Origin of the sequence: Pedobacter ginsenosidimutans, assembly GCF_001442625.1 — a bacterium.
Lineage (GTDB): Bacteria > Bacteroidota > Bacteroidia > Sphingobacteriales > Sphingobacteriaceae > Pedobacter > Pedobacter ginsenosidimutans.
In genome coordinates this window covers 85,399-109,070 of the sequence record NZ_LMZQ01000008.1, presented here as the reverse complement: position 1 = coordinate 109,070, position 23,672 = coordinate 85,399, and the positions used below count along the sequence as shown (strand labels likewise).

Here is a 23,672-nt window from a genome sequence, read left to right as displayed (position 1 = left end):
GACCCGCTATTAACAAAAGCAACAACTAAAAATACAGCGAATACTACCCAAAAGAAAGGCTGCAAAGCATCGTTTAAGTATTCGCAAGCAACCGTTAAGTATTGGCACATTTTGACCCATTATTTAGAGTTTAGTCAAGAGTCTTAAGTCCGAAGCAAGAGTCAATTAACCAAGCAGTAATGACCAATAAACTAGTGAACGAATTAACGTTAAAATAGCCCTGAGTCTGGAGTCCAAAGCTGAATAATCGAGTATACAATTAACCGATAATCAATCATCAATAAACTAATGATCAATGAACTAATGACTAATGAACCCTACCTATTTGTACCAAAGCCAAACAACACCGTTAATGCGGCCACGAGGTTTCCATTTTTGGTTACTGTTCCGTCGAAATTGCGGCCGAAAGAAAAGATGATTTTTTGATTATCAGCCAATGCATAATCGGCATTGGCTACCAGCCGCCACGAAGGTTTTGCTGTACCCGATGTGAGTATACTGCGGTAAAGCGCCTCAGCACCTCCGCCAAATTTGCCTTTGGTAAAAATAAAACGCAAACCGGTATCGAAAGTAGACAGATTGGCGATACTGTTTTTCATATTATCAAGCGCAAATACTTCATCGGGGTTGTACAGATAACGGGCCAGCCCCAAAACAGAGCTACCATTGGCCCAGTTGTAACCAAACGTTGTCCATACGCCCGAGTTGAATATTTTAGAATTATCAAATCTTTTCTCTCTAAACTCAGTACTTAAACCACCGGCAATATCAACCGACAGGCCTTCGCGGTTACCGGTAAAAGTTTTCGCATCTTCCTGTAAATCGGCTTCGAGTTTAGATTGCTTAGCCAGCTCTGCCCGTACTTCCTCTTTAAAACCCTTATTCAACTCACTTTTTTCGAGTTCATTTTTGGCAAATTCGCTTTCAGGATCTTCTGCCATGGCTACTGCGTGCGTTTTCTTTTCTGCTTCGGTTAAATGCGGCAAGTGCGAAATCGAATCGAGCAGGTAAATATTCCTTTTGTCTAAAAATTCGTAACGTATCGATTTCTTTTTTTCTTCCAAACCAATTTTATATATCTTAAGCAATGCACGCTGTTTCTCGTATATGGAGGATAATTTCTCTCTGGTTTCTTTATTGTATTGTGGCCTTACAATAGAGAATTTTAAGCCCAGCGCACCATAGGTACTGGTGGGTTTAAAATTATTGAATGCCGAATCGGGATTGCGCAATGCAAGCGATACTACAAAACTCTGCCTGAAATAATCTTTAAATCGGGTTGATTGTAATCCGTTTTTCCCAGTGGTACTAAAATCTGCACCTTTATTGCGGAACAGGTAAAAAGGGGCAATATCTATTGCATAACTGGAAGGAAGTTTGGTATAAGATGAAGTAGCCGACTGTACCGAGAGCATAAAATCACTTAAGTCGGTCGGTTTTTCGATATCTGATACGGCGAAGCCCAATAAGGCCGAAGCAGGCGAACTGGGTGCTTTAAGCAGATCGAGTTTTACTTCTTTAATTTCTTTGTTGTTTTCTGTTTGTGCAAAAGCTGTTGCACCAGATATGGTGAGGAGAATTATAAGTAGATATTTCATTTTTGCTAAAATTGATAAAAAGTGATTTCTGCGGTGTAAATGGCCGAAGCTCCAGGTTGTACTTTTTCCTGCATTTTATAACCTTTGGTCACAAAGCCACCTTCTAATAACACATATAAATCGGTGTCGTTATGGTTTGGGGAGGTATCGGTAATTACAGTAATAATACTCAATACCTTTTTATGAAGGTTATTATTTTGTCCAATTACCTGTTGATGGAGGTCTCCGGGGTGATCCTTTAAAATGAGGTCTTCGTCCAGGGTAATTAAACTGGTACCAGTTTGTTCTATTCCGCCAATAATAAGGCTTAATTTAATGTCTTCCGAACTTCTGTTCAAGATATAGGTTTTTACAATATCGTTACTCATGGCAAGGGCTTATTTAGATTTAATGATCAAGCATTTAGCTTATTGCAAATTAACAAACCTAAGTTACGATATCGTTAACACTAATAAAATACTTCAGTAATGGGGATTTTATTGGAATTTAGTTCGAAGTCTTGAGTCCAAAGTCGATGATGCGGGTTTAAGAAATAGCTGATAAAGACCCTTCGACTATACTATCAATGACAGATACTAAAAATCGGCGTCATCTCCATCGCTGTCGAGATGACGATTTATCTTAATCTGTAATCCAACTCCTTCGGCGCGCGCGCGCCAGTGGGGTGATTGTAATTTACAATATAAGAAAATGACCAAAAATAAAATTGTACTTTCTTAAATATTTTGGTAGGCTTGAATATCGATTGTAAATAACTTTACTCGTAAAGGATTTACTTTGCTATACTTTTATTTAAGAGACCGATGAAATTACGAGCTCTTAAATAGAATTTAGTACGAATTGCTAAGCTACATTGCACACGCGGCACGCGTGCGCTAGCTAGGGGCATAAATGAAGGCAGTTCTGTACTTGCAGTTGATAGTTCAGATGTTGCAGTCGATAGTTCAGACGTTGCAGTTGATAGTTCAGGCTTTGCAGTCGGTAGTTCTACACTTGCAGTCGATAGTTTAGACCTTGCAGTTCGTAGTTCAGACCTTGCAGTTCGTAGTTCTATGCTTTCAGTTCATAGTTCTACACTTGCAGTCGATAGTTCAGACCTTGTAGTTGGGAGTTCTATACTTGCAGATCGGAGTTTTGAACTTGCAATTGGCAGTTCTATATTTGCAGTTGGTAGTTCAGAGCCTGCAGTTGATAGTTCAGGCGTTGCAGGTAGTTCTGTGTAACGGGATGTTTTAAGTAATAAAACCCGAGGCTTGGCTGTATTGTTGATTATTTTCGGATTGAGAATGAAGAGTCAATTGAAGATTGTACAAGAATCTCTTCATTCTCCTAGTATCCATTGATTTAAGTATTGTCCTTACCTGCGCTTTGGCAGTATATTAAGATCAATAATGAAAGCACAAGTCATCCAGCCCCGCTAGCCTAGGCACTAAGACTTGCGCTAGTAGTGGAGCTCTTAAATAAACGAGAGTGTGAATTGCTGAATTATATTGCACACGCGGCACGCATGCGCTAGCAAAGGGGCTCAGGAAAGTTACTTGAATTACCTTAAGAAAAACACACCGAATTATTTATTTATAAAATCAATCCACTCATCTAAAATTTGAATCATATCAGTAAATGAAATTATTAGTTTACCATCTATAATCACATTTGGAGGAGCAATTTCTATCCCATCATCATCACTGGCACTATCACTATCAATGGCAAAATATTGTTCATAATATTTATTACTTTGTGCAGCTATTATACTTTCAATTAAACCCTCACATTCAACTCTATGCATAAGAGTAAGTTTAGCTGCTAATCTCTCATACGTCTGATTATCTCCTATAGTATAACTAGTATAACACCCATATTCAGTATATCCATCATCTATCGATTTCTTGAAAAACAAATTATATTCTTCTCTTTTAGTCATAATTATTACAATTTTAAAGTGAATATTGATAAATGATCAATATAATTTTTACTTAAATAGGTGTCAAAATTCCTCATTATAATTTCAACTCTAGTCCCATCAGAGAGGAAAGACTTATATATAATTTCCTTCTTACCTGTAACCATATCTATGGTTCTCCAATTACTTGTTACTTTTTTTGATTCAAATGCAAAAGCCATCTCTTCCTTAATTCTTAAATCAGACCAGTTTGGATTCCAAATCGTGTGCAAACTTTTCCCCTCGCTGGCGCACGCGTGCCGCGTGTGCATTTTCGTTTATCCCAACTCTTCCAATTCTATCAGCCCCTTACCTCCACTATAATCTATTGCACTGCTATATTTCCAATGCCAGGCCTCGTTAACAAAACCTGCTGTTACCGGATTATCATGCAGGTAATCTGCCTTTTGCTCAATAACTACCGTACTCCACAATTCTATGGGTTTATTGTTGTGTTGCCAAAATTGATATCCTTTAACGTTACTACTTTTTAAGCCTGCCCGCTCAAACATCCAAAGCATCCATTCTTTTCTGCTTTCCTGACTGTTTTCTTTAATTGCCTTGACAATTTCTTTGGAAGTATATTCTTTTATTCTGCCCAATAAAATAGCTGGATTATGATTTTTTGCACTAAATATTAAATGTATGTGACTTGGCATAATGCACCAGCAATAAAGTTCTAAGCCTAGGTTTTTCTTGCAGTAAATTAAGCTATCAACAACAATATCGCAATATAAATGCCGCACAAATATATCTATCCAATGTACTGTTGCAAAACTTACAAAGTATAATCCTTCCTTATTATAAAATTTATATTTACGGCTCATTTCTTTAGGTTTTTCACATGTGACACACCTGTGCCAGTAAAAGTTTTTACGCTTTATTTTTTATAAAATACAAGATGAATTAACCATTTTAGCTGGGTAGCTGGCCAGATAATGGCTTTATTTTATAGAGATGATTGTAATTTACAATATAAGAAAATGACCGAAAATAAAATTGTAATTTCTTAAATATTTTGGTGGGCTTGAGTATCGAATATAAATGGCTTTATACTCGTCAAGGATTTCCTTTTGCTATACTCCTATTTAAGAGACCAATGAAATTACGACCTCTTAAATAAACGAGTGTGTGAATTGCTTAATTATATTGCACACGCGGCACGCGTGCGCTAGCGAGGGTAAAATATTACTATTCTATTTATTGGATAAGTCATGTTTATAAGGGAGCGAGAGTAAAAAGTTCTTCCACTCTTGTAAAATGTCTAAAAAATCCTGTAAAGGTATCACGATATCTGCTCCCCCTCCTTCGTTAAAAACGGCCCTAGCTGGTGGAGAAAATATTTCTACTACTACCTCATAACTCCCAATAATTGTATAACCATTAGTGTTAGAATTAAATGCATTAAGGCTCATTATTTCATCAACAACCCAATCAACTCCATCTGGCCCTAGAGAGTCCATAAAACTGGCGACGTCTCCATTAATAGTTCCATTTGAGTCTGTATCTGAATAAACATTCGGTCTTTTTCTACCATCATCACGAGAAAAGACTCTAAAATTCAAATGATACTGTTTTGCTTTATTCATGTTTATTAAAAATTTAATTGAAAATAACTGTAATGATCATTAAATGTATTTTGAAGATTATACGCCATTGCTAGCCCATTCTGGCGCAAGTCTTAGCGTCCCGGCCCTAAGCAGTGGCCCGACTTGTGCCCTGGTTAAACCAATAGATCAATGCCAATCAATCCTTAGTGTGAATTGCTGAATTATATTGCACACGCGGCACGCGTGCGCTAGCAAAGGATTGTAGTTTACAATATAAGAAAATGACCGAAAATAAAATTGTACTTTCTTAAATATTTTGTTAGGCTTGAGTATCGACAGTAAATGGCTTTACTACTCGTCAAGGACTTCCTTTTGCTATACTCTTATTTAAGAGACTGATGAAATTACTACCTCTTAAATAAACGAGTGTGTGAATTGCTTAATTATATTGCACACGCGGCACGCGTGCGCTAGCGAGGGCTGTGGCATTATGAATATTGAACAATTTTATTTAAACCATCAGGCACACGGATGCGCTAGGACGAAAATTAATTTCCTTCTAAAAATTCCTTCCAAGAGCTCAATAATTCTCTCAGATCATAGAGTGGTAACATCTCGTCATCATCAAAGTACAACCCATCAGGATACAATTTAGCATAAATAAAATCTGTACTTTTAGTTGTATCCTCTACTAAGTCAAATTGACCAGATAGACACCGATCAACATCATCGATATATTCCTGAATAAGTTCAGGCGCACTATATTCTGATATATAACTTGCTATATAACTTGTGGATGTATTTGATATTAGCTTTGTTCCATCGGCCTTTTTAATGAAATTAAATCCGTATTTGTTCAAAATTTGTGTATTCATTTCTTTATTTTAGAAGTTAGCTGGATAAATTGATTTTAATGTTCCTGATCTTATATTCCCATCATAATATTGAAAATGGATTACATGTCCATCAGTTGCTTTACCAGAATATAAATTAGATATTATACCCTCTTTATTCACTTTAGTAATGGGTGCATTTATATTAATAGTCGTGTAAGCATATGCCATTTCTTCGTTAATTCTTTTAGTACTATAATTCTTTGGCCAAAAAACATTATAAGTATAATCTTTGACTTTCAGATGATCTGGATGCAATGGACTATTCGGTGGTGTATTTGCCTTTTTGCTCCAAGGTTTATTGGTAATATCATCAATTTTGTCATACATGTTTCGCTCTATTTTGCCTTGTTGATAACTAGCATTTAAATCTAAAGGATTTGAATACTTAGGTTGTCCTTTAAAGCTAATTTCGCCGGGTCCAGGCGGTGGATTTTTAATTTTGTCAAGGTTATGATATCCAGAAACATTTGCATCATTATAAAATCCCCCCCCTGATTGTATCGGTCGTTGTTTTCTCGTTAATGTAGCCTCTCCATTATGAATATGTCCTAATAGGACGCTATCATTTTTTATTCTTTTATAGGATTTTAAAAAATTTATTTCTTTTTTATATACTAATAGAAATTCTATTTCGTCCCATTCATCGATCAACGTAATATCGGAATTAAATTCCTGAAGAGCTATTTTATTCCCTTTAAAATCAAAAGCAAATTCATATGCTTTTTTTTCATCCGTAAGCTTTAAAGCAGAAATATGATCTCTAACATTAGGATAATCTGAAAGTTCATTTAAAAATTTATTTATATCTTCTGCTATATCGGCCAATTCATTAAGTAATTGTCGTTCAGCGTTTGGCAAAGATGCTGCTACATCAGCTGGCATAGATTTTAACATTCTCTGGCTCGCTCTTTTTAGAAGTCTTCTACTTAGTGCATCTGCAGAAAGAGAAACTAGTTCTAAAGCAAACAGCCATTTGTTTACATCTTGACAAAAATTATACTTTTCAAATTCAGGAGTTCCCTCTGCGGGTGGTAAATCGTTGTTATAGTATATGGCACAGCTATCGGTCGCAATTTGATAGATTAAGCTCGCAGCCGAAGATAAAACCTGAGCTAAAGAAGTTAAACTCCCAACGGCTTTCCACAATAATAATTCTTCAGCAGAACTTAAACCAGTACCAATATTTTTAAGTACTGAGAAGTATCTTAAATATCTTAAACTTGCAATCTCCCCTATCCCAGTGAAAAACAATGCAACATTTGCCACAGTTCCAATAACCTGTTTTGCGTCACTGTAATCACCTAGGTCATCTACATACTGTAAATAAAAAATAGGAATGCAATTATTTACGAACTGTGCATTATTGGGACTATTAACATTAGATATTCCCTTTATTGGCATCTTAATTATTGTATCATCATGATTGGTAGCTGCTAAAGCAATCGGCTGATAAATATTGTAATACCCTGCAACGGTGTCTGTTACGGTATCCAATGCAACTATCTTGTGACCATAAAATTTAAAATTATAATTATCCGAATACCATAAAAGAACTTTCTCTGATCTATAATTTAGCAGTAAAGGTGCTGCTTCTTCGTGAAATTTATGGGTTACCTCATAATCGTAATCCGCTCTATATGTTGTATACTTAAATTTTGTTAAGGCATTGGTAGCAATAACTTGATCCGAATGGGCAGGATTATATTCACTTTCCAACCATAAGCCATATACAGCATGTACAAATTGGCCTTTCTGTCCCCTGCCGTCATCCCCAAATAGTGTGGGATCAGTAATTTTTCTATATAAGATTTCATAGTAAGTTAAAGATTCCTTAGTTACATTGGGATTTGAAGAGACAGAATTTAAAAACTTCAAAAACATGTTAATTTCTTGATAATTAGGAGTTCCTTGTATTTCCCTATAAACCGAGCGAACAATTTTTACGATAGCCTCCTCCTCTTTTAAATTCAAAGTTGGAGAAGAAAAGAAGTTTGTCCAACCGCTCCTCTTTCCAAGAATCAGGTCCATTGCTTTTATTTTAAAATCGTAGCTTAAAGAAGCCAGTTCATCAACTGGGAATATATTAAGAATGGCAATAGTTAATTCATCAATATTGATGTCGTTATAATTTTGTTTATAACGTAAAAGCCAATATCTAAATTCTATCAATTTCAATCTAAATCTAGCAAAGTATTCTTCATTATAAATATTATGATATTTTGGATCAATTTCACCAAAAGGTATTGTATTATATCTATTTGGAAGATTCAAGTGAACATTAAATGCCTCCATTATTCCCTTGGTTGTAAGATAATTTATTAAATCTACATCCGAGATAATAATGTTAAAAACCTGAACTATTTCTAATAATTCATCTATTTCACCTGTCGTTAAATCTCTTAGCTGTTTATTGGCGCCGAGAATTTGTTTATTGATTATAAAAAAATAATAAGGGACTAAAGAACTATTAATACTCAAATATAGATGATTTATATCAGCGTTATTTGGCTTTTCAAAATCAACAGTCTCAATAATTTGTTTAATATCTTCATAATTAAAAAACTTATATTTAACATCTATCTTTAAATTAGAGCTGTTGTTCCCATCAGGCTCTAGCACAAGATCCTTGTAAGCTATAACTATTCGATTTTGGCTTGGATGATAGTTAAGGGGATAATTATATTCGAAAGGAAAGTTTAGATATCTCCTGTCGGTCTCAGTAGCATTTCTTCTTATATTATCCTTATTAAAATCCCAAAAGTTATTTTCTAAAAAATAACCTCTGAATTTAGGTTCTCCATTTGATATTACTTTTTGATCGAAAAGAGCTAAGTAAGCCTTATTGTTCTTCACAAATCTTTTTAACCGTCCATTTGGGAAGAAAAGCATGTTCTGATCTGATGGATCAAAAATTTCTTTATCGCTAACTGCTGATAATGGAACAATATCGTTATTAAATAAAATTACCGAATCTGCCATTTTTATAATTTATTATCTATAGTTACCATATTTAACTCTTGTAAATAATTATCTTCTTTCATATACTTACTATATGCACTTGTAAAATGATATTTCCGCTCCAGCGAATAAACCATCACATCAGTTGCGGGCAGGTATAATTTCAGTTCTCCTGCAGCCGTCTCCCCCACTATACCCGCTTTATATTTTTGATAGATGATATTCTCAGCAGAAATAAGCTCATTTCCATCTATAAAAAGATCAATCAAGAAAAGTCTGGCATTCGTTAAGCCATTAGTAACTATGAGTGATTTCAATGAATCATTCTCTTCCTGGGTTAGCCCCAAAATGATCTTATTCGGTGTGCTGCCATCTTTGGCCAATAACTGAAGCCCGGTAATGGTTTCAGTGCTATCAGTAAATAGCTGTAAACTATAGTAAAAGGCATCGGGTAATTGGTAAGTTTTGCTATCGCCAACCGCCCCCGAAACCGAAGGATTGGATTTGGTATCGGGTGTAAGCGTGCCAGTTACCGAAAGTGCCGAGTTTAATACATCAACGGCTTCGGTAATGTAGGTTACCCGTTTTAACAACGGCGTAAGCGGATCATCGGTTTCAATTACATCATTAATGTTTAAGGTTTGTACGGCAGAAATACCCAGCTGGGTCTTATCATGATAATGGCTGATGAGTTTTACCTTTTGCGAAGAAAGTACGGCATAATCGCTATTTTCTGTTGCTTTTAACAATGGCGTAGCATTAAGCTGATCGAATACATCATCAAAGAAATTGGGCAAGCCTAATACGTTTGTGGTTACATTCTGGTCATCGGTTTCCTGCCCTAAAATATAAGGATAGTTATATCCCTGGTAAATGAGGATATTAAAACTGGCTATATTTAAACCGGTATTTCCAGTGGCCACCGCTGGATTAGTGAGGGTAATGGTTTTGGTAAACAAACTGGGTGTACCATCAGTAGCGTTAGGGGCTTTTAAAGCTTCTGCATTTAAAAAGTTTTCTTTTGCAGCAAGCACTGTGGCTACCTGTCCGTAGAACATGCTATTTGCACCATTATCCGTTACCAGTTGCAAAAACAAGGAGTTACTTGCAGTAGCGGGTGTATGCGTGGCCTCATCTATTAACAAAGGCCAGCCATTGGTACCATAAACATGTTCGGTTAAACCTGTTTCTACGGTGCCCAGTTTTAAACTTTCGGTACCGGTACTGTTAATTAAATAGTTGCCATAAAAATTATACGAGCGGCAACGATCGCTCTGGATATAGAGGTAAAGTTTGTTTTTGGTACTAAACTTACTTACTGCCGCAGTGTATATGGCCTCGCCCTTGGTAGCAGTCCCGTTAATGTTAACCGAGCCATTGCCACAATGAAAACCATAAAAAGCAGCCACATCTAAAAACTGTGTAATTTGCTCTTTCACCAGTTTCTTTTGAAATTCGTCGGTAATCGTCGCCAGGCTGATGCTTGCTCCTGCTGCCCTGGCATAGTTAAGGTCGAAATTAAATTCGGCATTAGGAGCCGGCAACTGGTAATCGCCATAATTGAGCACCACATCAATGCCGCATTCGCCAATAATGAATTGGCCTAATGAGGTACCTTTGGCTACCATGGGTAGTTCGAAAGCGGTCTCCTCTTTTTCTACAAACTGGCCGGCATTATCTACATATTCAGAATCCTTAAAGAAAAACTGGTCGAGTGGCAAAGTAGCAGCCTGCTGCGTGGGATCGAAACCGATGTATTTGGCCAGGAAGGGCGGTACATTTTCATTTTTGTAAAAACCTGCAAAACTCTTATTGATCCCTTTAATAAAACCAGATACATCATTGCCATCTGCCAGTACATTTTCGCCGTTAAAGAAATCGCTCTTTTTTAAGCCACGGTAAACAAAATAACGGATATTAAGCCCGTTAATGGGCTGCTCGTAAGGGCGCAATATTAAGTTTACCACCTCGCTACCTACTCCCTGTGGCTGGATTAATACCACACCTTTACATACGGCAAAAGCCTGAGCCCCGGTACTGGTAAACTTAGCCGTAAGGTTAAACTCATTTTCTGAAACGGGCCCAAAGGCTTGCGCCGTCGTTTGGCTGACCGAAGCAGGATCGGTAAAAAAGTACGATGTGGGAATAAATGGAGTCATGCTTAAAAATATCTTAGCTAAATGAGTTTATTATAAATACCAGTTTTTGGCCAGCCAATCGGCAATGCGTACAAGCGCCATTTCATTACGGTCTACACCTGGCTGCTGTGATATTGAATATTTACCCTGTGTAGGGATGTTTATCCGTGTGGTCACCTTATCCTTATAAGTGGTTACCACAAAGTTTTGTGCATTAATACCACCTGTAAAATTTACCCGGGCCACCACAAGCCCCATGGCGGTACTAAATTCGTAGGTATCGTATTCTGGCCGCGTACTGATATCTTTAAACTCGCCGATAAGCGTCAGGCCCTGATAAATCTGCTTGCCCTTGATGTATGGTGTACCAAGATGGTTTCTTTCTACCAATTTATACTCCATGGCAATGGGCGGGTTAACGCTTTTTTTAGCTAAAAATTCAGTAAACATTTTTGGATCGATTTGGTTGTTCACAATGATACCAGACTGGCCGATCAGGGTGGCAAGTGATTTTTCAGGTCCCAGTTTACTCAGTCTAAAAATAGCCTGTTGCTGATTGGTTAGAAACGATAAGCGGTAATAATAAGAACCATTGTTATTGCTATTTTCGGCAAAATCGGTGGCAATGGCGGCAATGATCAGCTTTTCACCATTAAGTGCATATATCTCATAAGTACTGGTCAGACCAAAATTTTCCTTATCCTTAATTTTTACAATTTTGGCTAACTCCTTTCCATCAACCTGTATGGTTCCATCTTTAACGGCTACTTTTTGAGCCATTAGGCCTTGCCAAACCAATAGGCAACCCATTAATATGGTAACTGCCTTATATTTGATTATTTTTTTCATTGTGAGCTATCGCTAAAGTTTTTCGATTTCTAATTCAAGCAGTGAGAAATTAAAATTGGTAGTATTGGTTTCTTTTGCGCCCTGTTGCTGGTTGAAATAGGTACGTAGATTAATCCTTGTTCTAAAATTGGCCTCTTCGTTTGCAACCATATTAAAGTCCATACTAAAATTGATATCAATAGGCAGGGTCATACCTTTCGAGATAACATACTGTCCTGGCAAACAATATTCTGCGGCACTATAACCACCTGCACTATTTTGCCCTGGTGCAATTAAATTAGTTTCGGCCCCTCCGGTACGCGTAAACAAGAAGCTGATGGTTTGTTCATGATCGGCATCGCCACCTACCGGATTACAGGCAATGTTACCAACCAAGCGGGCCTTTACCCGGTATACACCTGTAGCAGGTACCTTGAACATTCGGGTATTGGCACCCCATGGCATTAAATTAGTGGTGCCCTTCGTATTATCTATTACCACCGACTGGTTATTCATGGTAGCGTAAAACGCAACCTGCTGTGCACAATTCCCAGAGGTATAACCTGTTGTCATGGTAACAGGATAAGAACCACTTGTGCTCGATTTAAAATGATAGTTTGGCTCTACTTCACATGTTCCATGATCATTGGCATATTGCTGTTTGTTATTGTCATAAAAAATTCTTGCCTGTGTATCAGCATCTGCCTGGCTTACCGTCGAAGTGAATGCACCATAAGGAAGAATATACAATACATCAGAACCCACAAAGCCAGTTCCGCAGTTATTTCTTTGCACCTCTTCACTAATCTGATTAGAAAGATAAGTACGTGGCGGAATGGTATAGGTTAATGTATCGGCAGGCACATTGTAATTGAAACGGATGATGGTAAATAAATCATTCTCCTCATAACTGCCATTTGCACCCGGAACACTATAAGAACTAAACGAACTGTAACCTACTGTTTCCCCACCTGTTACACTTGGCACATAACTACCAGCACTGCCGGTCATGATCATTTTAGCTTCTTTAGTTTTTAAGCTGAAAGCTCCGTTTAAACCCTGATCTGCTGCACCGCGGCCTTTTATATAAAATACAAAGTCTGTTGTGTTTGGATATTCGGTAATCAATTTAGCCAAGTTAAACTCAAAGCGCCAGTTGGTAGATGATCCCGGGATCAGATCTGATGCCAGCATATAGGCATTTTCAGCAATCACCGATACAGGTATAAAATTATTTCCGGTAAAAACAGACTGATGGTTAACGGTCACTTCAGGATTATCGATCAGGCCGATTACATTCAGGCTGCTATCGTTAAATAAATCCACTACCAGAACAGCAGAATTAAACTGAGTAGTATTTTTAACGGTTACCTGTTTAGTAACGGGCGCACCACTTACAGGTGTTGCGGTAATGGTAATGATTTCATCGCTAAAACTGTTATCATTTTTAACTGTAGTTAATACGTTTCCGTTAAAACTGCCCCCTCCGTTAACTGTAAAAGTATATTTATTGGTTAAATCTTCTACAGTACCATCAGAAAATTGCTGTAAAACGAGATAAGTACCTGATTCGCCCTCGTTAATGACATCTGGGCCCTGAATAATGATCGCAATTGGTGCTTTGCAGGTATAAAAAGAATGACTTTTAATGCCAGACCAGCCCTCACTGCTTAATACCCTTACCCCTATTTTATGGCCGCCGCAATATACCTTACCTGCAAAACCGGCACTACGCTCATCAATTACGAGTACATCGTCTAAATACCATTCATAGGCTAAAATACTTTGTTCATCAGCAGGATTACTAAAATCAACACTAAAATTAACAACGGTATCGCTAAAATATAGTTCACCACTTAATGTAAACGGTGGACCATAAAGGCAAAAATGATCAGGCATCGGTTTCTGGATTAACTTTACGTGTTTAAGCTTTTTCGCTTAAAGTAATAGTTAAAAATAGATCGAATTGTACCCAAACCGAAATGCAAGAAGCAACGTTTAAGTATTCTACGCTAACCGTTAAGTATTGATATATTTCTAGCCATTATCCGCATCTGTTAAATTAATTTTCGGATGAATGGAATCGCTGATGAGTTCCATTAAATTTTTAAGGGAAATGGTAAAAGGAACTGTGATCCGATCAAGAAGATAAAGATTCTTCTTTTTCCGGTCGATCTTATTTACAAAAGTTTTGTTAATGAGATAAGTTTGGCTGATCCTGATAAACTGATTGGAAGAAAGTTGTGTACAGATTTTAGATAAAGATTTGGCCAGCGTATGTTTCTGCCCGTTATGAAGGTTGATATGGGTGTAACAACCATCAGACTGGCAAAAAACAATTTCATCAAACTGTACAACATGAATATAGTCACTGTTGGAGATAATAAGCTTTTGAGCTGAGTTCTGTGTAGAGAGCATAGTGTTTAATCAATTATAGGTTTTCATTGTATGTGTTATTTGTGTAAAAGGTTAAAAAAACTGAGCACACGCAACCTCATGGGTAGATTAAGCCATGATTAAACATTCCTGTTTAATATGTTGACGACTAAATTATTTTAAAAACCTTTAAGGGTAAAGCATTTGTAAATCAGTAGAAACCAACTCAAAAGAGACCAAAACAATAGTATTAGATAATAACAAAAACGCAATTAACCATACATAATGGTCATAAAACGTATCATATTTAACACAACTAATCAGTCTAATTTCTGAAAGTTTAAACTACGTTACTATAGTTAGAAACTCTTTTTTAACCCATTTATTATCCGAAGAAATTTTAAACCAACTATTTTTTTCGTCGATGACAAATACTTCCTGGTTTTTGTAGATGGAAGCAACTTTGGGATAGTCGATTCCGGGGCCACTGCGTACATTTAAGGTATTGGCATTTACAGTGTAACGCGTTACATCTTTTGTATATGAACCATTTACCCAATTACTGGCAGAAGAAGAAATTTTATACCATCCATTTTTGATTTCGTAAACCCTAAGGATAGCACCCAGTATAGCCGATTCCCTGTCTTTTACGATATTACTTTTGGGATTGGCCTCTGTTCTGATGTTTAAAGTATCCGAAGTAACGTATACATATTTTAGTACGGGGATATTTGGAGGCAAAACCGCTGTTTTTAAAACATTAGCTACCAGGGGCAGAAAGTTATTTTCGCAGTCGCTTACCTTATTTCCACCAAAGAAACCAGTACCCGGACAGGTTTTATTATTCTTGGCACCATTGTTTCGTTCTCCTGTAGAAAGGTTAAACCAATGGTGGTAAACAATTTTGTCGCTATTAACAGGAATACTAAATTTTTTACATAAAGCGGCAGTGATCCTTACGATGGTCTCTTTATGTTCAGTTGTCATCGTATCCTTACCCAGATCGAAATTACCCAGATTTTCTATGCAAATAGCGTTAGAATTAAAGCCAAAAATACATGCGGGAGTTTGTTCCAAACTCCTCCCTGTTAAAATACTGCCATCAGGGAAGGTAGTAAAATGTTGTCCGATATCCATCCAGCCGTTATTGTTCACATGATAATTTTTCATGGCAAGCTGTAGCTCAAAATGGTTGTCATTTTTAAAAGAGATATAACTTGGATTCCAGGTATGGTGTTCCTGGATGTAAACAATTGTCTTAGCTACTTTTAGCTTCGAGAGCCATTGTTCAAATTCTGAGATGTTAAGTTTTGTAAAGCCAAATTTAGATGTCATGGTAGCAATTTTTGTTCTTTGAGTAGATTTATTACTGTCTAGACGACGATTTAAACAATAATGAATGCGCTAAGAAATTTACAGCTTTTTTTCACAAAAGATAATATTATTTTTCAACGCCAATATGGTACCCGGGATTCCAAGTAAATTAATCCAAATGGGAAGAAAAAAATGGGAAAACTGACGTTTCATTAAGAACAAGATGAAAGAATAGATCAAAAGTTACGATATACTTTACAAACATTTTGTAATGGGCCTGTTGTTCTTATCTTTGTGAGCAATTTTGATGTTGCCATTATTTAGTCGGATTAAATCAGTCTATAAGAAGAGAAATTTTCAAAAAGACTTTTAGCCTTCTTTTATCAATCTTAGCATTAACTACTTTAAAAACAATACATTATAATGTCTGACGAAAAAATAATCTTTTCAATGGCAGGTGTAAATAAAATTTACCCTCCACAAAAACAGGTTTTAAAAAATATTTACCTTTCTTTCTTTTACGGAGCCAAAATCGGTGTTATCGGTTTAAACGGTTCTGGTAAGTCATCACTTTTAAAAATTATTGCCGGTTTAGATAAATCTTACCAGGGTGAGGTGGTTTTCTCACCAGGTTATTCAGTAGGTTATTTGGCGCAGGAGCCGATCTTGGATCCTGAAAAAACCGTTCGCGAGGTGGTTGAAGAAGGCGTTGCCGAAGTAACTGCTATTTTAAAAGAGTACGAAGAAGTAAACGAAGCTTTCGGCTTAGAGGAAAACTACTCAGATCCTGATGCAATGGATAAACTGATGGCAAGGCAAGGTGAGCTTCAGGATAAAATTGATGCTTTAGGTGCCTGGGAAATTGATTCGAAATTAGAAAGAGCTATGGATGCCTTACGTTGTCCTGATCCTGATACTAAAATCGGTGTATTATCAGGCGGTGAGCGCCGTCGTGTGGCCATGTGCCGTTTATTGCTTCAACACCCTGATGTATTATTATTGGATGAGCCGACCAACCACTTGGATGCCGAAAGTATCGATTGGTTAGAACAATTCTTACAAAATTACGAAGGAACCGTTATTGCTGTTACCCACGACAGGTATTTCTTAGATAACGTAGCCGGATGGATTTTAGAGTTAGACCGTGGCGAAGGTATTCCGTGGAAAGGAAATTACAGCAGCTGGTTAGATCAAAAAGCAAAACGTTTATCGCAGGAAGAGAAAACAGAGAGCAAACGCCAGAAAACTTTAGAACGTGAGTTAGAATGGGTACGTATGGCACCAAAAGCACGTCATGCAAAATCTAAAGCGCGTTTAGCCAACTACGATAAATTAGCTTCAGAAGATGGCAGAGAAAGAGAAGATAAATTGGAACTTTTCATCCCTGCCGGACCTCGTTTGGGTAATGTAGTAATTGAGGCAACAAACGTTACCAAAGCTTATGGCGACAAAGTATTGTTCGATAATTTAAACTTCTCTCTTCCTCCGGCAGGTATTGTGGGTATTATTGGCCCCAATGGTGCAGGTAAAACCACTTTGTTCCGTTTAATTACCGGACAGGAAGAAGCAGATGCCGGTACTTTCCGTGTAGGCGAAACCGTAGAACTGGGTTATGTAGATCAAATGCACAACGATTTAGATGCCGATAAAACTGTTTACGAAAACATTACCGATGGATTAGACAATATCCAACTGGGCACTAAAGCCGTTAACGGACGTGCCTATGTTTCAAAGTTCAACTTTAATGGTGGCGATCAGCAGAAAAAAGTAGGTATCCTTTCAGGTGGTGAGCGTAACCGTGTACACTTGGCCATTACCTTGAAAAAGGGAGCAAATGTATTACTACTGGATGAGCCAACCAACGATATAGACGTAAATACTTTACGTGCACTGGAAGAAGCCCTAGAAAACTTTGGCGGTTGTGCCGTAGTGATCAGTCACGATAGGTGGTTCTTAGATAGGATCTGTACGCACATCCTGGCTTTCGAAGGCAATTCTGAAGTTTATTTCTTCGAAGGAAACTACTCAGATTACGAAGAAAACCGCAAGAAACGTTTAGGTGATGTTACCCCAAAACGCATCAGATATAAAAAACTGAATTAATACAAAGTCCCGATGAGAATCGGGACTTTTTTGTTTTGAGGTCTAATTTGGAAATTATTTTTTAAAGTTATCGTCATTCCCGCGCATGCGGGAACCACAAAGTGCTCAGCGAAGCTAATCTTAAAGCCTATTGCATTACGATTATTCATAAGCTTTCTTCTCTTCAAAGGCATTCATGAGCACTACGTGGTTCCCAATCTAGTTGGGAAATCAATGCCACTTTTTCAAGGCCTTTTTGATCGCAGCCTCTGTTACGCCTTCCATTATTTTATAACCTGCAAGGTTGGGATGAACACCATCTACCGTTAGTTCGGCACGCTGTCCCTTTCGTTCATCTACCAGTGGTGTCCAATAATCTAAAACGGTATATTTTTTTTCTTTGGCATAGGCCATAATTTTTTCATTTAACTTCACGATGCTATCGGCTGCTTTAATGCGCTTATTCCATGGATATTCGTAAACAGGCAGGTATTTACAGAGTATCACTTTAATGTGATGCAACCTCGCCAGTTCTGCCATCGATTTAATGTTCTCCATAATCTTGTCGTTGGTAACATGACCTGTATTACCTGCTATATCATTGCTCCCCGCTAAAATGATCACTACTTTAGGTTTAAGGTTAATTACGTCCTGCCGGAAACGGATGAGCAGTTGCGGCGAAATCTGTCCGCTTATTCCCCTATCCAGATAAGGTTTATCCTTAAAATATTCAGGATCTTTTTGCTTCCAGAATTCGAATATCGAACTCCCTAAAAAAACAACTCTTTTTTCTTTTCTGGTTGGTGGTGGTAAAAGTTCATTCTCTTTCTGGTACTTGCTTAGCGCAGCCCAGTCATCAGTAAAATTCTCTTTTTTAGGTTTATTACTTAACGAATCTGTCTTCAACTGTGCAAATGAACTGCTTGCAAAGACCAATAAAAAAAGGATCAGGATTTTACTTTTCATGGGGCATTCGATTTGAACAAAGTGCTAAACTAATTAATTTCCGATTAATTAAATTCTACTCCACTTAAATTTACATTCGTTCTGCCTTTTTTATTCCCGAACTGGCTCAGGTTATAACCCAGTGTGGCCTGCACAAAGCGGCTGATAAACCGCGTTCTGTTTTCGGAGATGGAATTATTGGTAATACTCGTACTAAAAAGCGCGCCTTGATTAAACAGATCGTTTGCCTGGATAGAAAAAAGGAGTCTATTATCTTTCAAGAAAGAAGTATTCAATCCCATGTTCACTAATAATGGGTTGCCGGCATATAGGTTATAGCCAAAATTTAAACTTTTAGAGGCCGATGCATTTACCCTAAAACGTTTGCTTGGAATCCAACTGGCACTGCCATTTAAAGCCAAAACCTGTATATTCTTAATATTTTGGTTCATTACAGAATAAGTGTTTGAACTAAAGCTGTATGACACGCTGGTATTAAAAGAATATTTTTTCTCATTCAGGTTAAACCTAAAAGCATTCGAAACGTTAATTCCACTACTCCGGTTTAGTACATTTTCGGTATAAAAAACATTACGGTTATAGGCAACATTCCCATTAATGGAGAGCGACAGTTTATTGGTCATTAACCGTTTATTGAGCGAGTAATTCCCCCCAACATTATAAACACCATTAACATTCTCATAGGTAGTTTGTTGCTTCAGGCTATTCAGTGTATCCCGAAGAAAAACAGTATTGCTTACAACACTATTAAAAGCAAAAGTTCCCGATAAACCTGCCATAATACTCAATCCCGATTTGAGGTCAAATTGATTATAGCTAAAATCGGCAGTATGGCTCGAAGTTGCTTTCAGATCTGGATTACCGATAATCAGATTCTGTACATCGTTATTGTTTCTAACGGGTTGTAGTTTATTAAAATCGGGCGAACTGGTGTAACCATTATAACCAAAACTCAAATTCCCATTATCTTTAATCTGATAACTTAAATTGGCAGATGGCGAAAAGTTTAACTGATAGTTTTTTAGCTCTTGCCCTGTGTTCTGGTATTTACCAATAATGATGCTGGGCGAAAAATTGAGTCCTAAATTATAACTGATCCGCTTTGCGTTGGTATTAAAACCGATACCGAAATTCTGATTGATAAAATTAGATACATAATCCTGCCCCAGCGAATCGACAACAAAACTGTTCCCCAACGGATTGGTAACCGTTGTAGTTTGCAAATTCCGGCTCCTGCTAACTGAAAAACGGTAAGACAGGTTAATAAAACTGTATCCTGTACTGTCGTTTGGCCTTTTTAATGAATTGGAAAATTGGAAATTACCCCCAAAATTGGAGTTCGAGGTATTATTATCAACCAATCTGTTCAGTAATGAATCTTTAACCAGTACGTTGGTGGTTTCGTTGTAATACCTGATCATATCATTAATCGCACTGTTTGAATTTCCTTCGCTTGTGCCGAAATTAAATCCCATAGATAACGACCGCTTATTATTAGCCAACCGCCTAGACCAATTGATACTTCCGTTAACATTAGGATTACTGTTCCGCGAACCTGAATTAGACATCAGATCCTGTTTGATAAAACCTGTTTTATTGGAAGTAGAAACCGCATCGTTACGGGTATTGGCCAAAGCCCCACTAAGCGAAATATTAAAATAGTTTTTCTTTGTGGCTCCATTTAAACCAAGATTGATGTTATTGTTTAGCGATTTGGAATTATTGGCACTTTCTCTTAAATCAAATATTGTTCCCTGCGGGTTAAAGGTTTCGAGGTAATTACTCTGAATAGATTTATTAATTCCATTACTAAAATGATAGCCGCCATTAAAGCTAAATTCTTTCGAAATTTTATCTCTGATATTACCATTTAAACCCCCATTGTTCATTTTGGTAAACTCATTATTAGTAATACCATAACGGCCTCCAAAACCAATTTGCTTCGTTTTTTTCCATATACTACCGTTACCACCTAAATTATGTGCATTATTAGTGGCAGAACTCATATTCACTCCGCCAAAAACACCTTTGTCCATGCCAGGCTTAGTAACGAGGTTCAACATTTTTTGTGGTGTACCCACTTTTATGCCTGTAAAATTGGCTTCATCACCATAATCCTCAATTACCTGTAGTTTAGCAATAATATCGGCGGGCAACTGCCTGATGTAATCTTCTACATTACTGGTAAAAAAATCTTCTCCATTTACCCGCAACTTGGTCATTTTTTTGCCCATTGCTGTAACAGCACCTTTTTCGTCAACCTCAATGCCTTGCAGTTGTTTTAACAGATCTTCCACCTTATCATTTTCTCTTACGGTATAGGCAGCAGCATTATACTCAATCGTATCTTTCTTGATCTTAATGGGGTCTACCTTTACTTTAACCTCTACATCTTCGAGACGGATCGTTTCCATCTTGAGCGTAATGGGTTCTAAAACGGAGCTTTTTTTCGAAGATTCGATTTCGTAAATAGAAGCAAATGGCTTATAGCCCAATGCAGTAATGGTAAGGTAGAATTTATTTCGGGCTACTTTTGCGAATGCAAAGTTTCCCTTCGCGTCAGAATTTGAGCGGAGCGTATCTTTATCGGTAATCAATCGGATGTTTACACCCTCAACAGGCTTTTTCAAAGAATCGATTACACTACCACTTATTTTAAACTGAGACTGAGCGAGAGCGTTAAAGGAAAGTGTGATCAGTATAAAAAATATTAAAAAGCATAAATTATTGCTTTTTCTCATCCCTCGGACCTCTTTTGTAAATCACAAGACCATTTAAAAAATTACGCAGAATCTGATCGCCACAAGGTTTAAAATTCTCATGGTCTTCATTTCTGAAAATATCGCCCAGCTCTGCCTTCGTTACCTTAAATCCAACGAGGTCGCAAATGGTTATAATATCTTCTGTTTTTAATGATAAAGCTACTCTTAGTTTTTTTAATATATCGTTGTTGCTCATTTTTAATGTTTGAATGATTGAATTAGAGAATATCTGAATTAGTGAGTGATTGAGTTAGCGGATTATAGCGTGATTAGATTAGAGAATTAATGAATGAGTATATTGAGCTATTGAATAAACGGTTGAATAAATAAATTATTGAATGACTACAAAAATAAATCTCGAACTTTAATCCCCATTTTACCAATGAACCAATGAACCAATGAACCAATGAACCAATGAACCAATGAACCAATGAACCAATGAACCAATGAACCAATGAACCAATGAACCAATGAACCAATGAACCAATGAACCAATGAACTAACTCGCTACTTCTAATTTAAGTTTTTTTCCTTTAATTTTTTCGCCGCTTAATGCTTTCAATAGTTTCTCTACTTTGCTTCTTTTAACCGCCACATAACTGGTAGTATCTTTAACTTCGATCAGGCCAAGGTCTTCTTTTGTTAAATTACCTTTCTGCAAAAATAAACCTACAATATCAATTTTGTTAATTTTATCCTTCTTCCCATGTGCAATATATAAAGTTACCCAATCGCTGGCTTCTGGTAATTTATATTGCGCTGATAAAACTTCCTCCTCAATATCTTCCGGTAAATATTTATAGTGCTCTTCTGTAGTTAAAATGGCATAGGCTGTTCCTTTTGCGTGCATCCTTGCCGTTCTACCATTTCGATGGATATATGCATCTTCGGTGTAGGGCAATTGATAATGTACAATATGTTCCACCTCAGGAATATCCAGACCACGGGCAGCCAGATCTGTTGTAATCAAAATCCGATGGCTACCATTTCTAAATTTAAGCAATGCCTTTTCGCGATCAAACTGCTCCATCCCACCGTGAAAAACATCGTGTCCTAAACCGTTTTCGAAAAGTAAATCACTTATCCGATCTACCGTTTCCCTGTGGTTACAGAAAACCAATGTATTTTTACTACCTATTTTACTCAGTAATCTGAAAAGGTAATCTAGCTTATCGGCTGCAGGTGCAGTTATTTTTTTGAGCTTTAGATCTGGTTTTGCTTCAATATTTTTTGAAAAATCGACTTCAACAGGCACATTTAACTTTACAAAAACCGGAATTTCTTCCATTTTGGTAGCAGAAGTAAGTATACGCTGTTTTAACGAAAGCAGCGAACCAATGATGTAAGACATGTCTTGCTCAAAGCCAAACTCCAGTGCTTTATCAAATTCATCTAAAACTAAGGTTTCGATAAAAGATTCGTCAAAGTTTTGATGCTCTAAATGGTAAGCTATCCTACCAGGCGTTCCGATCAGGACGGCAGGTGGATGTGCAAGATTATTTTTTTCTATCCGTACAGCATGGCCACCGTAACAGCAGTTTACTTTAAATGAAGTACCCATTTGTTTAAAAACCTGCTCTATCTGTAGGGCTAGCTCTCTCGACGGAACCAAAACCAAGGCCTGCACTCCTTTTACTCCGGTTTTTAGGTTGGAAAGTAATGGCAATAAAAAGGCCAACGTTTTCCCTGAACCCGTTGGCGCAATTAATATAACATCTTTGCCAGTCTTAGCTGCTTTTACTGAAGACTCCTGCATCTCGTTAAGTGCAGCAATGTTTAATTTTTTTAAGGCATTTTCTATCATTCCGCCATAAAGGTAATCATTTCTCTTTACGACCCGAACTATCCCCTTAGTTACGGTTTGAAAAATCTTTCCCTAAGTTTCCGTAGCGTAGAAAAGTTTAATCTTTTCTCGAGCAACATTAACATGTTACCACGTTTAGACATTGATGATAGCACTTTTTCGTTAACTGCATCAACCGAAGATAAGATCTTGTCTGCCAGTTCATCTGCAAATTTATTCGCTCTGCTATTTTGTAATAACTGGAGCTCTTGAATTAATTCTGCTCTCATAATTAAGAATTTTTAATGAATGTACAAATATTAACGGACCGAATAATAATTTGTTTCAACAAATAATAAGTTCATCTAAACTATTATCACTAACTTGTTGATAACTAACTTTTTGTTAGCAAATAAACAATCTAACCTTAACACATATTTAATTTTTAGCACTTATTTTTATAAAAACCTGATTACCATTCG

18 protein-coding genes are annotated in these 23,672 nt (G+C 37.0%); 1 reads left to right on the top strand and 17 read right to left on the bottom strand.

Translation table 11 applies throughout. The features are described from left to right. Positions 1-317: 317 nt before the first annotated feature. The 12 genes from ASU31_RS13470 to ASU31_RS13410 all read right to left on the bottom strand — a co-directional run bounded on the left by ASU31_RS13470 (position 318) and on the right by ASU31_RS13410 (position 15,618). Positions 318-1,598 carry a hypothetical protein gene (locus tag ASU31_RS13470; protein WP_057932824.1) on the bottom strand — a complete coding sequence of 427 codons (1,281 nt, stop codon included), beginning with the start codon at positions 1,596-1,598 and terminating at the stop codon, positions 318-320. Positions 1,599-1,603: 5 nt separating this feature from the next. Next, positions 1,604-1,966 carry a hypothetical protein gene (locus ASU31_RS13465; protein ID WP_057932823.1) on the bottom strand — a complete coding sequence of 121 codons (363 nt, stop codon included), beginning with the start codon at positions 1,964-1,966 and terminating at the stop codon, positions 1,604-1,606. Positions 1,967-3,165: 1,199 nt separating this feature from the next. Then, complete coding sequence (locus ASU31_RS13460; RefSeq protein WP_057932822.1) at positions 3,166-3,519, bottom strand: hypothetical protein; 354 nt, start codon at positions 3,517-3,519, stop codon at positions 3,166-3,168. Positions 3,520-3,815: 296 nt separating this feature from the next. Then, a complete protein-coding gene (locus ASU31_RS13450; RefSeq protein WP_057932820.1) occupies positions 3,816-4,364 on the bottom strand; it encodes an REP-associated tyrosine transposase in 549 nt (182 codons plus the stop codon). 369 nt (positions 4,365-4,733) lie between these two features. Next, the gene (locus ASU31_RS13445) at positions 4,734-5,126 is read right to left on the bottom strand and encodes a hypothetical protein (RefSeq protein WP_057932819.1); all 393 of its coding nucleotides are present in this window, start codon (positions 5,124-5,126) and stop codon (positions 4,734-4,736) included. A gap of 509 nt (positions 5,127-5,635) precedes the next feature. Beyond that, positions 5,636-5,962, bottom strand: coding sequence for a hypothetical protein (locus ASU31_RS13440; protein WP_057932818.1), 327 nt, complete (start codon positions 5,960-5,962; stop codon positions 5,636-5,638). Between the two features lie 9 nt (positions 5,963-5,971). Continuing rightward, complete coding sequence (locus tag ASU31_RS13435) at positions 5,972-8,962, bottom strand: hypothetical protein (protein WP_057932817.1); 2,991 nt, start codon at positions 8,960-8,962, stop codon at positions 5,972-5,974. Positions 8,963-8,964: 2 nt separating this feature from the next. After that, on the bottom strand, positions 8,965-11,100 hold the full coding sequence (locus tag ASU31_RS13430; protein ID WP_057932816.1) for a hypothetical protein: 2,136 nt from the start codon (positions 11,098-11,100) through the stop codon (positions 8,965-8,967). A 30-nt stretch (positions 11,101-11,130) separates the two neighbouring features. Beyond that, complete coding sequence (locus tag ASU31_RS13425; protein ID WP_057932815.1) at positions 11,131-11,928, bottom strand: hypothetical protein; 798 nt, start codon at positions 11,926-11,928, stop codon at positions 11,131-11,133. Positions 11,929-11,940: 12 nt separating this feature from the next. Next, positions 11,941-13,806, bottom strand: coding sequence for a DUF5977 domain-containing protein (locus ASU31_RS13420; RefSeq protein WP_057932814.1), 1,866 nt, complete (start codon positions 13,804-13,806; stop codon positions 11,941-11,943). 138 nt (positions 13,807-13,944) lie between these two features. Then, positions 13,945-14,325 (bottom strand): LytR/AlgR family response regulator transcription factor, encoded by a 381-nt coding sequence (locus ASU31_RS13415; RefSeq protein ID WP_057932813.1) that lies wholly within the window; start codon positions 14,323-14,325, stop codon positions 13,945-13,947. A gap of 303 nt (positions 14,326-14,628) precedes the next feature. Beyond that, entirely contained in the window at positions 14,629-15,618 is a 990-nt protein-coding gene (locus ASU31_RS13410) for an SH3 domain-containing protein (protein WP_057932812.1), read from the bottom strand. A 402-nt stretch (positions 15,619-16,020) separates the two neighbouring features. On the opposite strand from ASU31_RS13410, the gene ettA reads away from it, so the two are divergent. Further along, positions 16,021-17,700 (top strand): energy-dependent translational throttle protein EttA, encoded by a 1,680-nt coding sequence (ettA, locus tag ASU31_RS13405; protein WP_057932811.1) that lies wholly within the window; start codon positions 16,021-16,023, stop codon positions 17,698-17,700. A gap of 210 nt (positions 17,701-17,910) precedes the next feature. Here the strand turns inward: ettA and ASU31_RS13400 are convergent, their stop codons facing one another. The 5 genes from ASU31_RS13400 to ASU31_RS13380 form a co-directional block, all read right to left on the bottom strand. Then, positions 17,911-18,645 carry a GDSL-type esterase/lipase family protein gene (locus ASU31_RS13400; RefSeq protein WP_057932810.1) on the bottom strand — a complete coding sequence of 245 codons (735 nt, stop codon included), beginning with the start codon at positions 18,643-18,645 and terminating at the stop codon, positions 17,911-17,913. A 44-nt stretch (positions 18,646-18,689) separates the two neighbouring features. After that, positions 18,690-21,386, bottom strand: coding sequence for a TonB-dependent receptor (locus ASU31_RS13395; protein ID WP_057932809.1), 2,697 nt, complete (start codon positions 21,384-21,386; stop codon positions 18,690-18,692). After that, positions 21,370-21,603, bottom strand: a complete 234-nt coding sequence (locus ASU31_RS13390; protein WP_029274124.1) for a DUF1456 family protein — start codon at positions 21,601-21,603, stop codon at positions 21,370-21,372. Before ASU31_RS13390 ends, ASU31_RS13395 begins: the two co-directional genes overlap by 17 nt. 303 nt (positions 21,604-21,906) lie before the next feature. After that, positions 21,907-23,211, bottom strand: a complete 1,305-nt coding sequence (locus tag ASU31_RS13385; protein ID WP_057932808.1) for a DEAD/DEAH box helicase — start codon at positions 23,209-23,211, stop codon at positions 21,907-21,909. A 50-nt stretch (positions 23,212-23,261) separates the two neighbouring features. Further along, complete coding sequence (locus ASU31_RS13380; protein WP_029274122.1) at positions 23,262-23,480, bottom strand: hypothetical protein; 219 nt, start codon at positions 23,478-23,480, stop codon at positions 23,262-23,264. Between the last annotated feature and the right edge of the window lie 192 nt (positions 23,481-23,672).

Bases quoted from the DNA above. Each gene is read 5' to 3' on its own strand.
- ettA (WP_057932811.1), top strand. From the start codon at position 16,021: ATGTCTGACGAAAAAATAATCTTTTCAATGGCAGGTGTAAATAAAATT.
- ASU31_RS13445 (WP_057932819.1), bottom strand. From the start codon at position 5,126: ATGAATAAAGCAAAACAGTATCATTTGAATTTTAGAGTCTTTTCTCGT.
- ASU31_RS13425 (WP_057932815.1), bottom strand. From the start codon at position 11,928: ATGAAAAAAATAATCAAATATAAGGCAGTTACCATATTAATGGGTTGC.
- ASU31_RS13400 (WP_057932810.1), bottom strand. From the start codon at position 18,645: ATGAAAAGTAAAATCCTGATCCTTTTTTTATTGGTCTTTGCAAGCAGT.
- ASU31_RS13450 (WP_057932820.1), bottom strand. From the start codon at position 4,364: ATGAGCCGTAAATATAAATTTTATAATAAGGAAGGATTATACTTTGTA.
- ASU31_RS13440 (WP_057932818.1), bottom strand. From the start codon at position 5,962: ATGAATACACAAATTTTGAACAAATACGGATTTAATTTCATTAAAAAG.
- ASU31_RS13380 (WP_029274122.1), bottom strand. From the start codon at position 23,480: ATGAGAGCAGAATTAATTCAAGAGCTCCAGTTATTACAAAATAGCAGA.
- ASU31_RS13430 (WP_057932816.1), bottom strand. From the start codon at position 11,100: ATGACTCCATTTATTCCCACATCGTACTTTTTTACCGATCCTGCTTCG.
- ASU31_RS13465 (WP_057932823.1), bottom strand. From the start codon at position 1,966: ATGAGTAACGATATTGTAAAAACCTATATCTTGAACAGAAGTTCGGAA.
- ASU31_RS13470 (WP_057932824.1), bottom strand. From the start codon at position 1,598: ATGAAATATCTACTTATAATTCTCCTCACCATATCTGGTGCAACAGCT.
- ASU31_RS13390 (WP_029274124.1), bottom strand. From the start codon at position 21,603: ATGAGCAACAACGATATATTAAAAAAACTAAGAGTAGCTTTATCATTA.
- ASU31_RS13385 (WP_057932808.1), bottom strand. From the start codon at position 23,211: ATGATAGAAAATGCCTTAAAAAAATTAAACATTGCTGCACTTAACGAG.
- ASU31_RS13435 (WP_057932817.1), bottom strand. From the start codon at position 8,962: ATGGCAGATTCGGTAATTTTATTTAATAACGATATTGTTCCATTATCA.
- ASU31_RS13410 (WP_057932812.1), bottom strand. From the start codon at position 15,618: ATGACATCTAAATTTGGCTTTACAAAACTTAACATCTCAGAATTTGAA.
- ASU31_RS13460 (WP_057932822.1), bottom strand. From the start codon at position 3,519: ATGACTAAAAGAGAAGAATATAATTTGTTTTTCAAGAAATCGATAGAT.
- ASU31_RS13420 (WP_057932814.1), bottom strand. From the start codon at position 13,806: ATGCCTGATCATTTTTGCCTTTATGGTCCACCGTTTACATTAAGTGGT.
- ASU31_RS13395 (WP_057932809.1), bottom strand. From the start codon at position 21,386: ATGAGAAAAAGCAATAATTTATGCTTTTTAATATTTTTTATACTGATC.
- ASU31_RS13415 (WP_057932813.1), bottom strand. From the start codon at position 14,325: ATGCTCTCTACACAGAACTCAGCTCAAAAGCTTATTATCTCCAACAGT.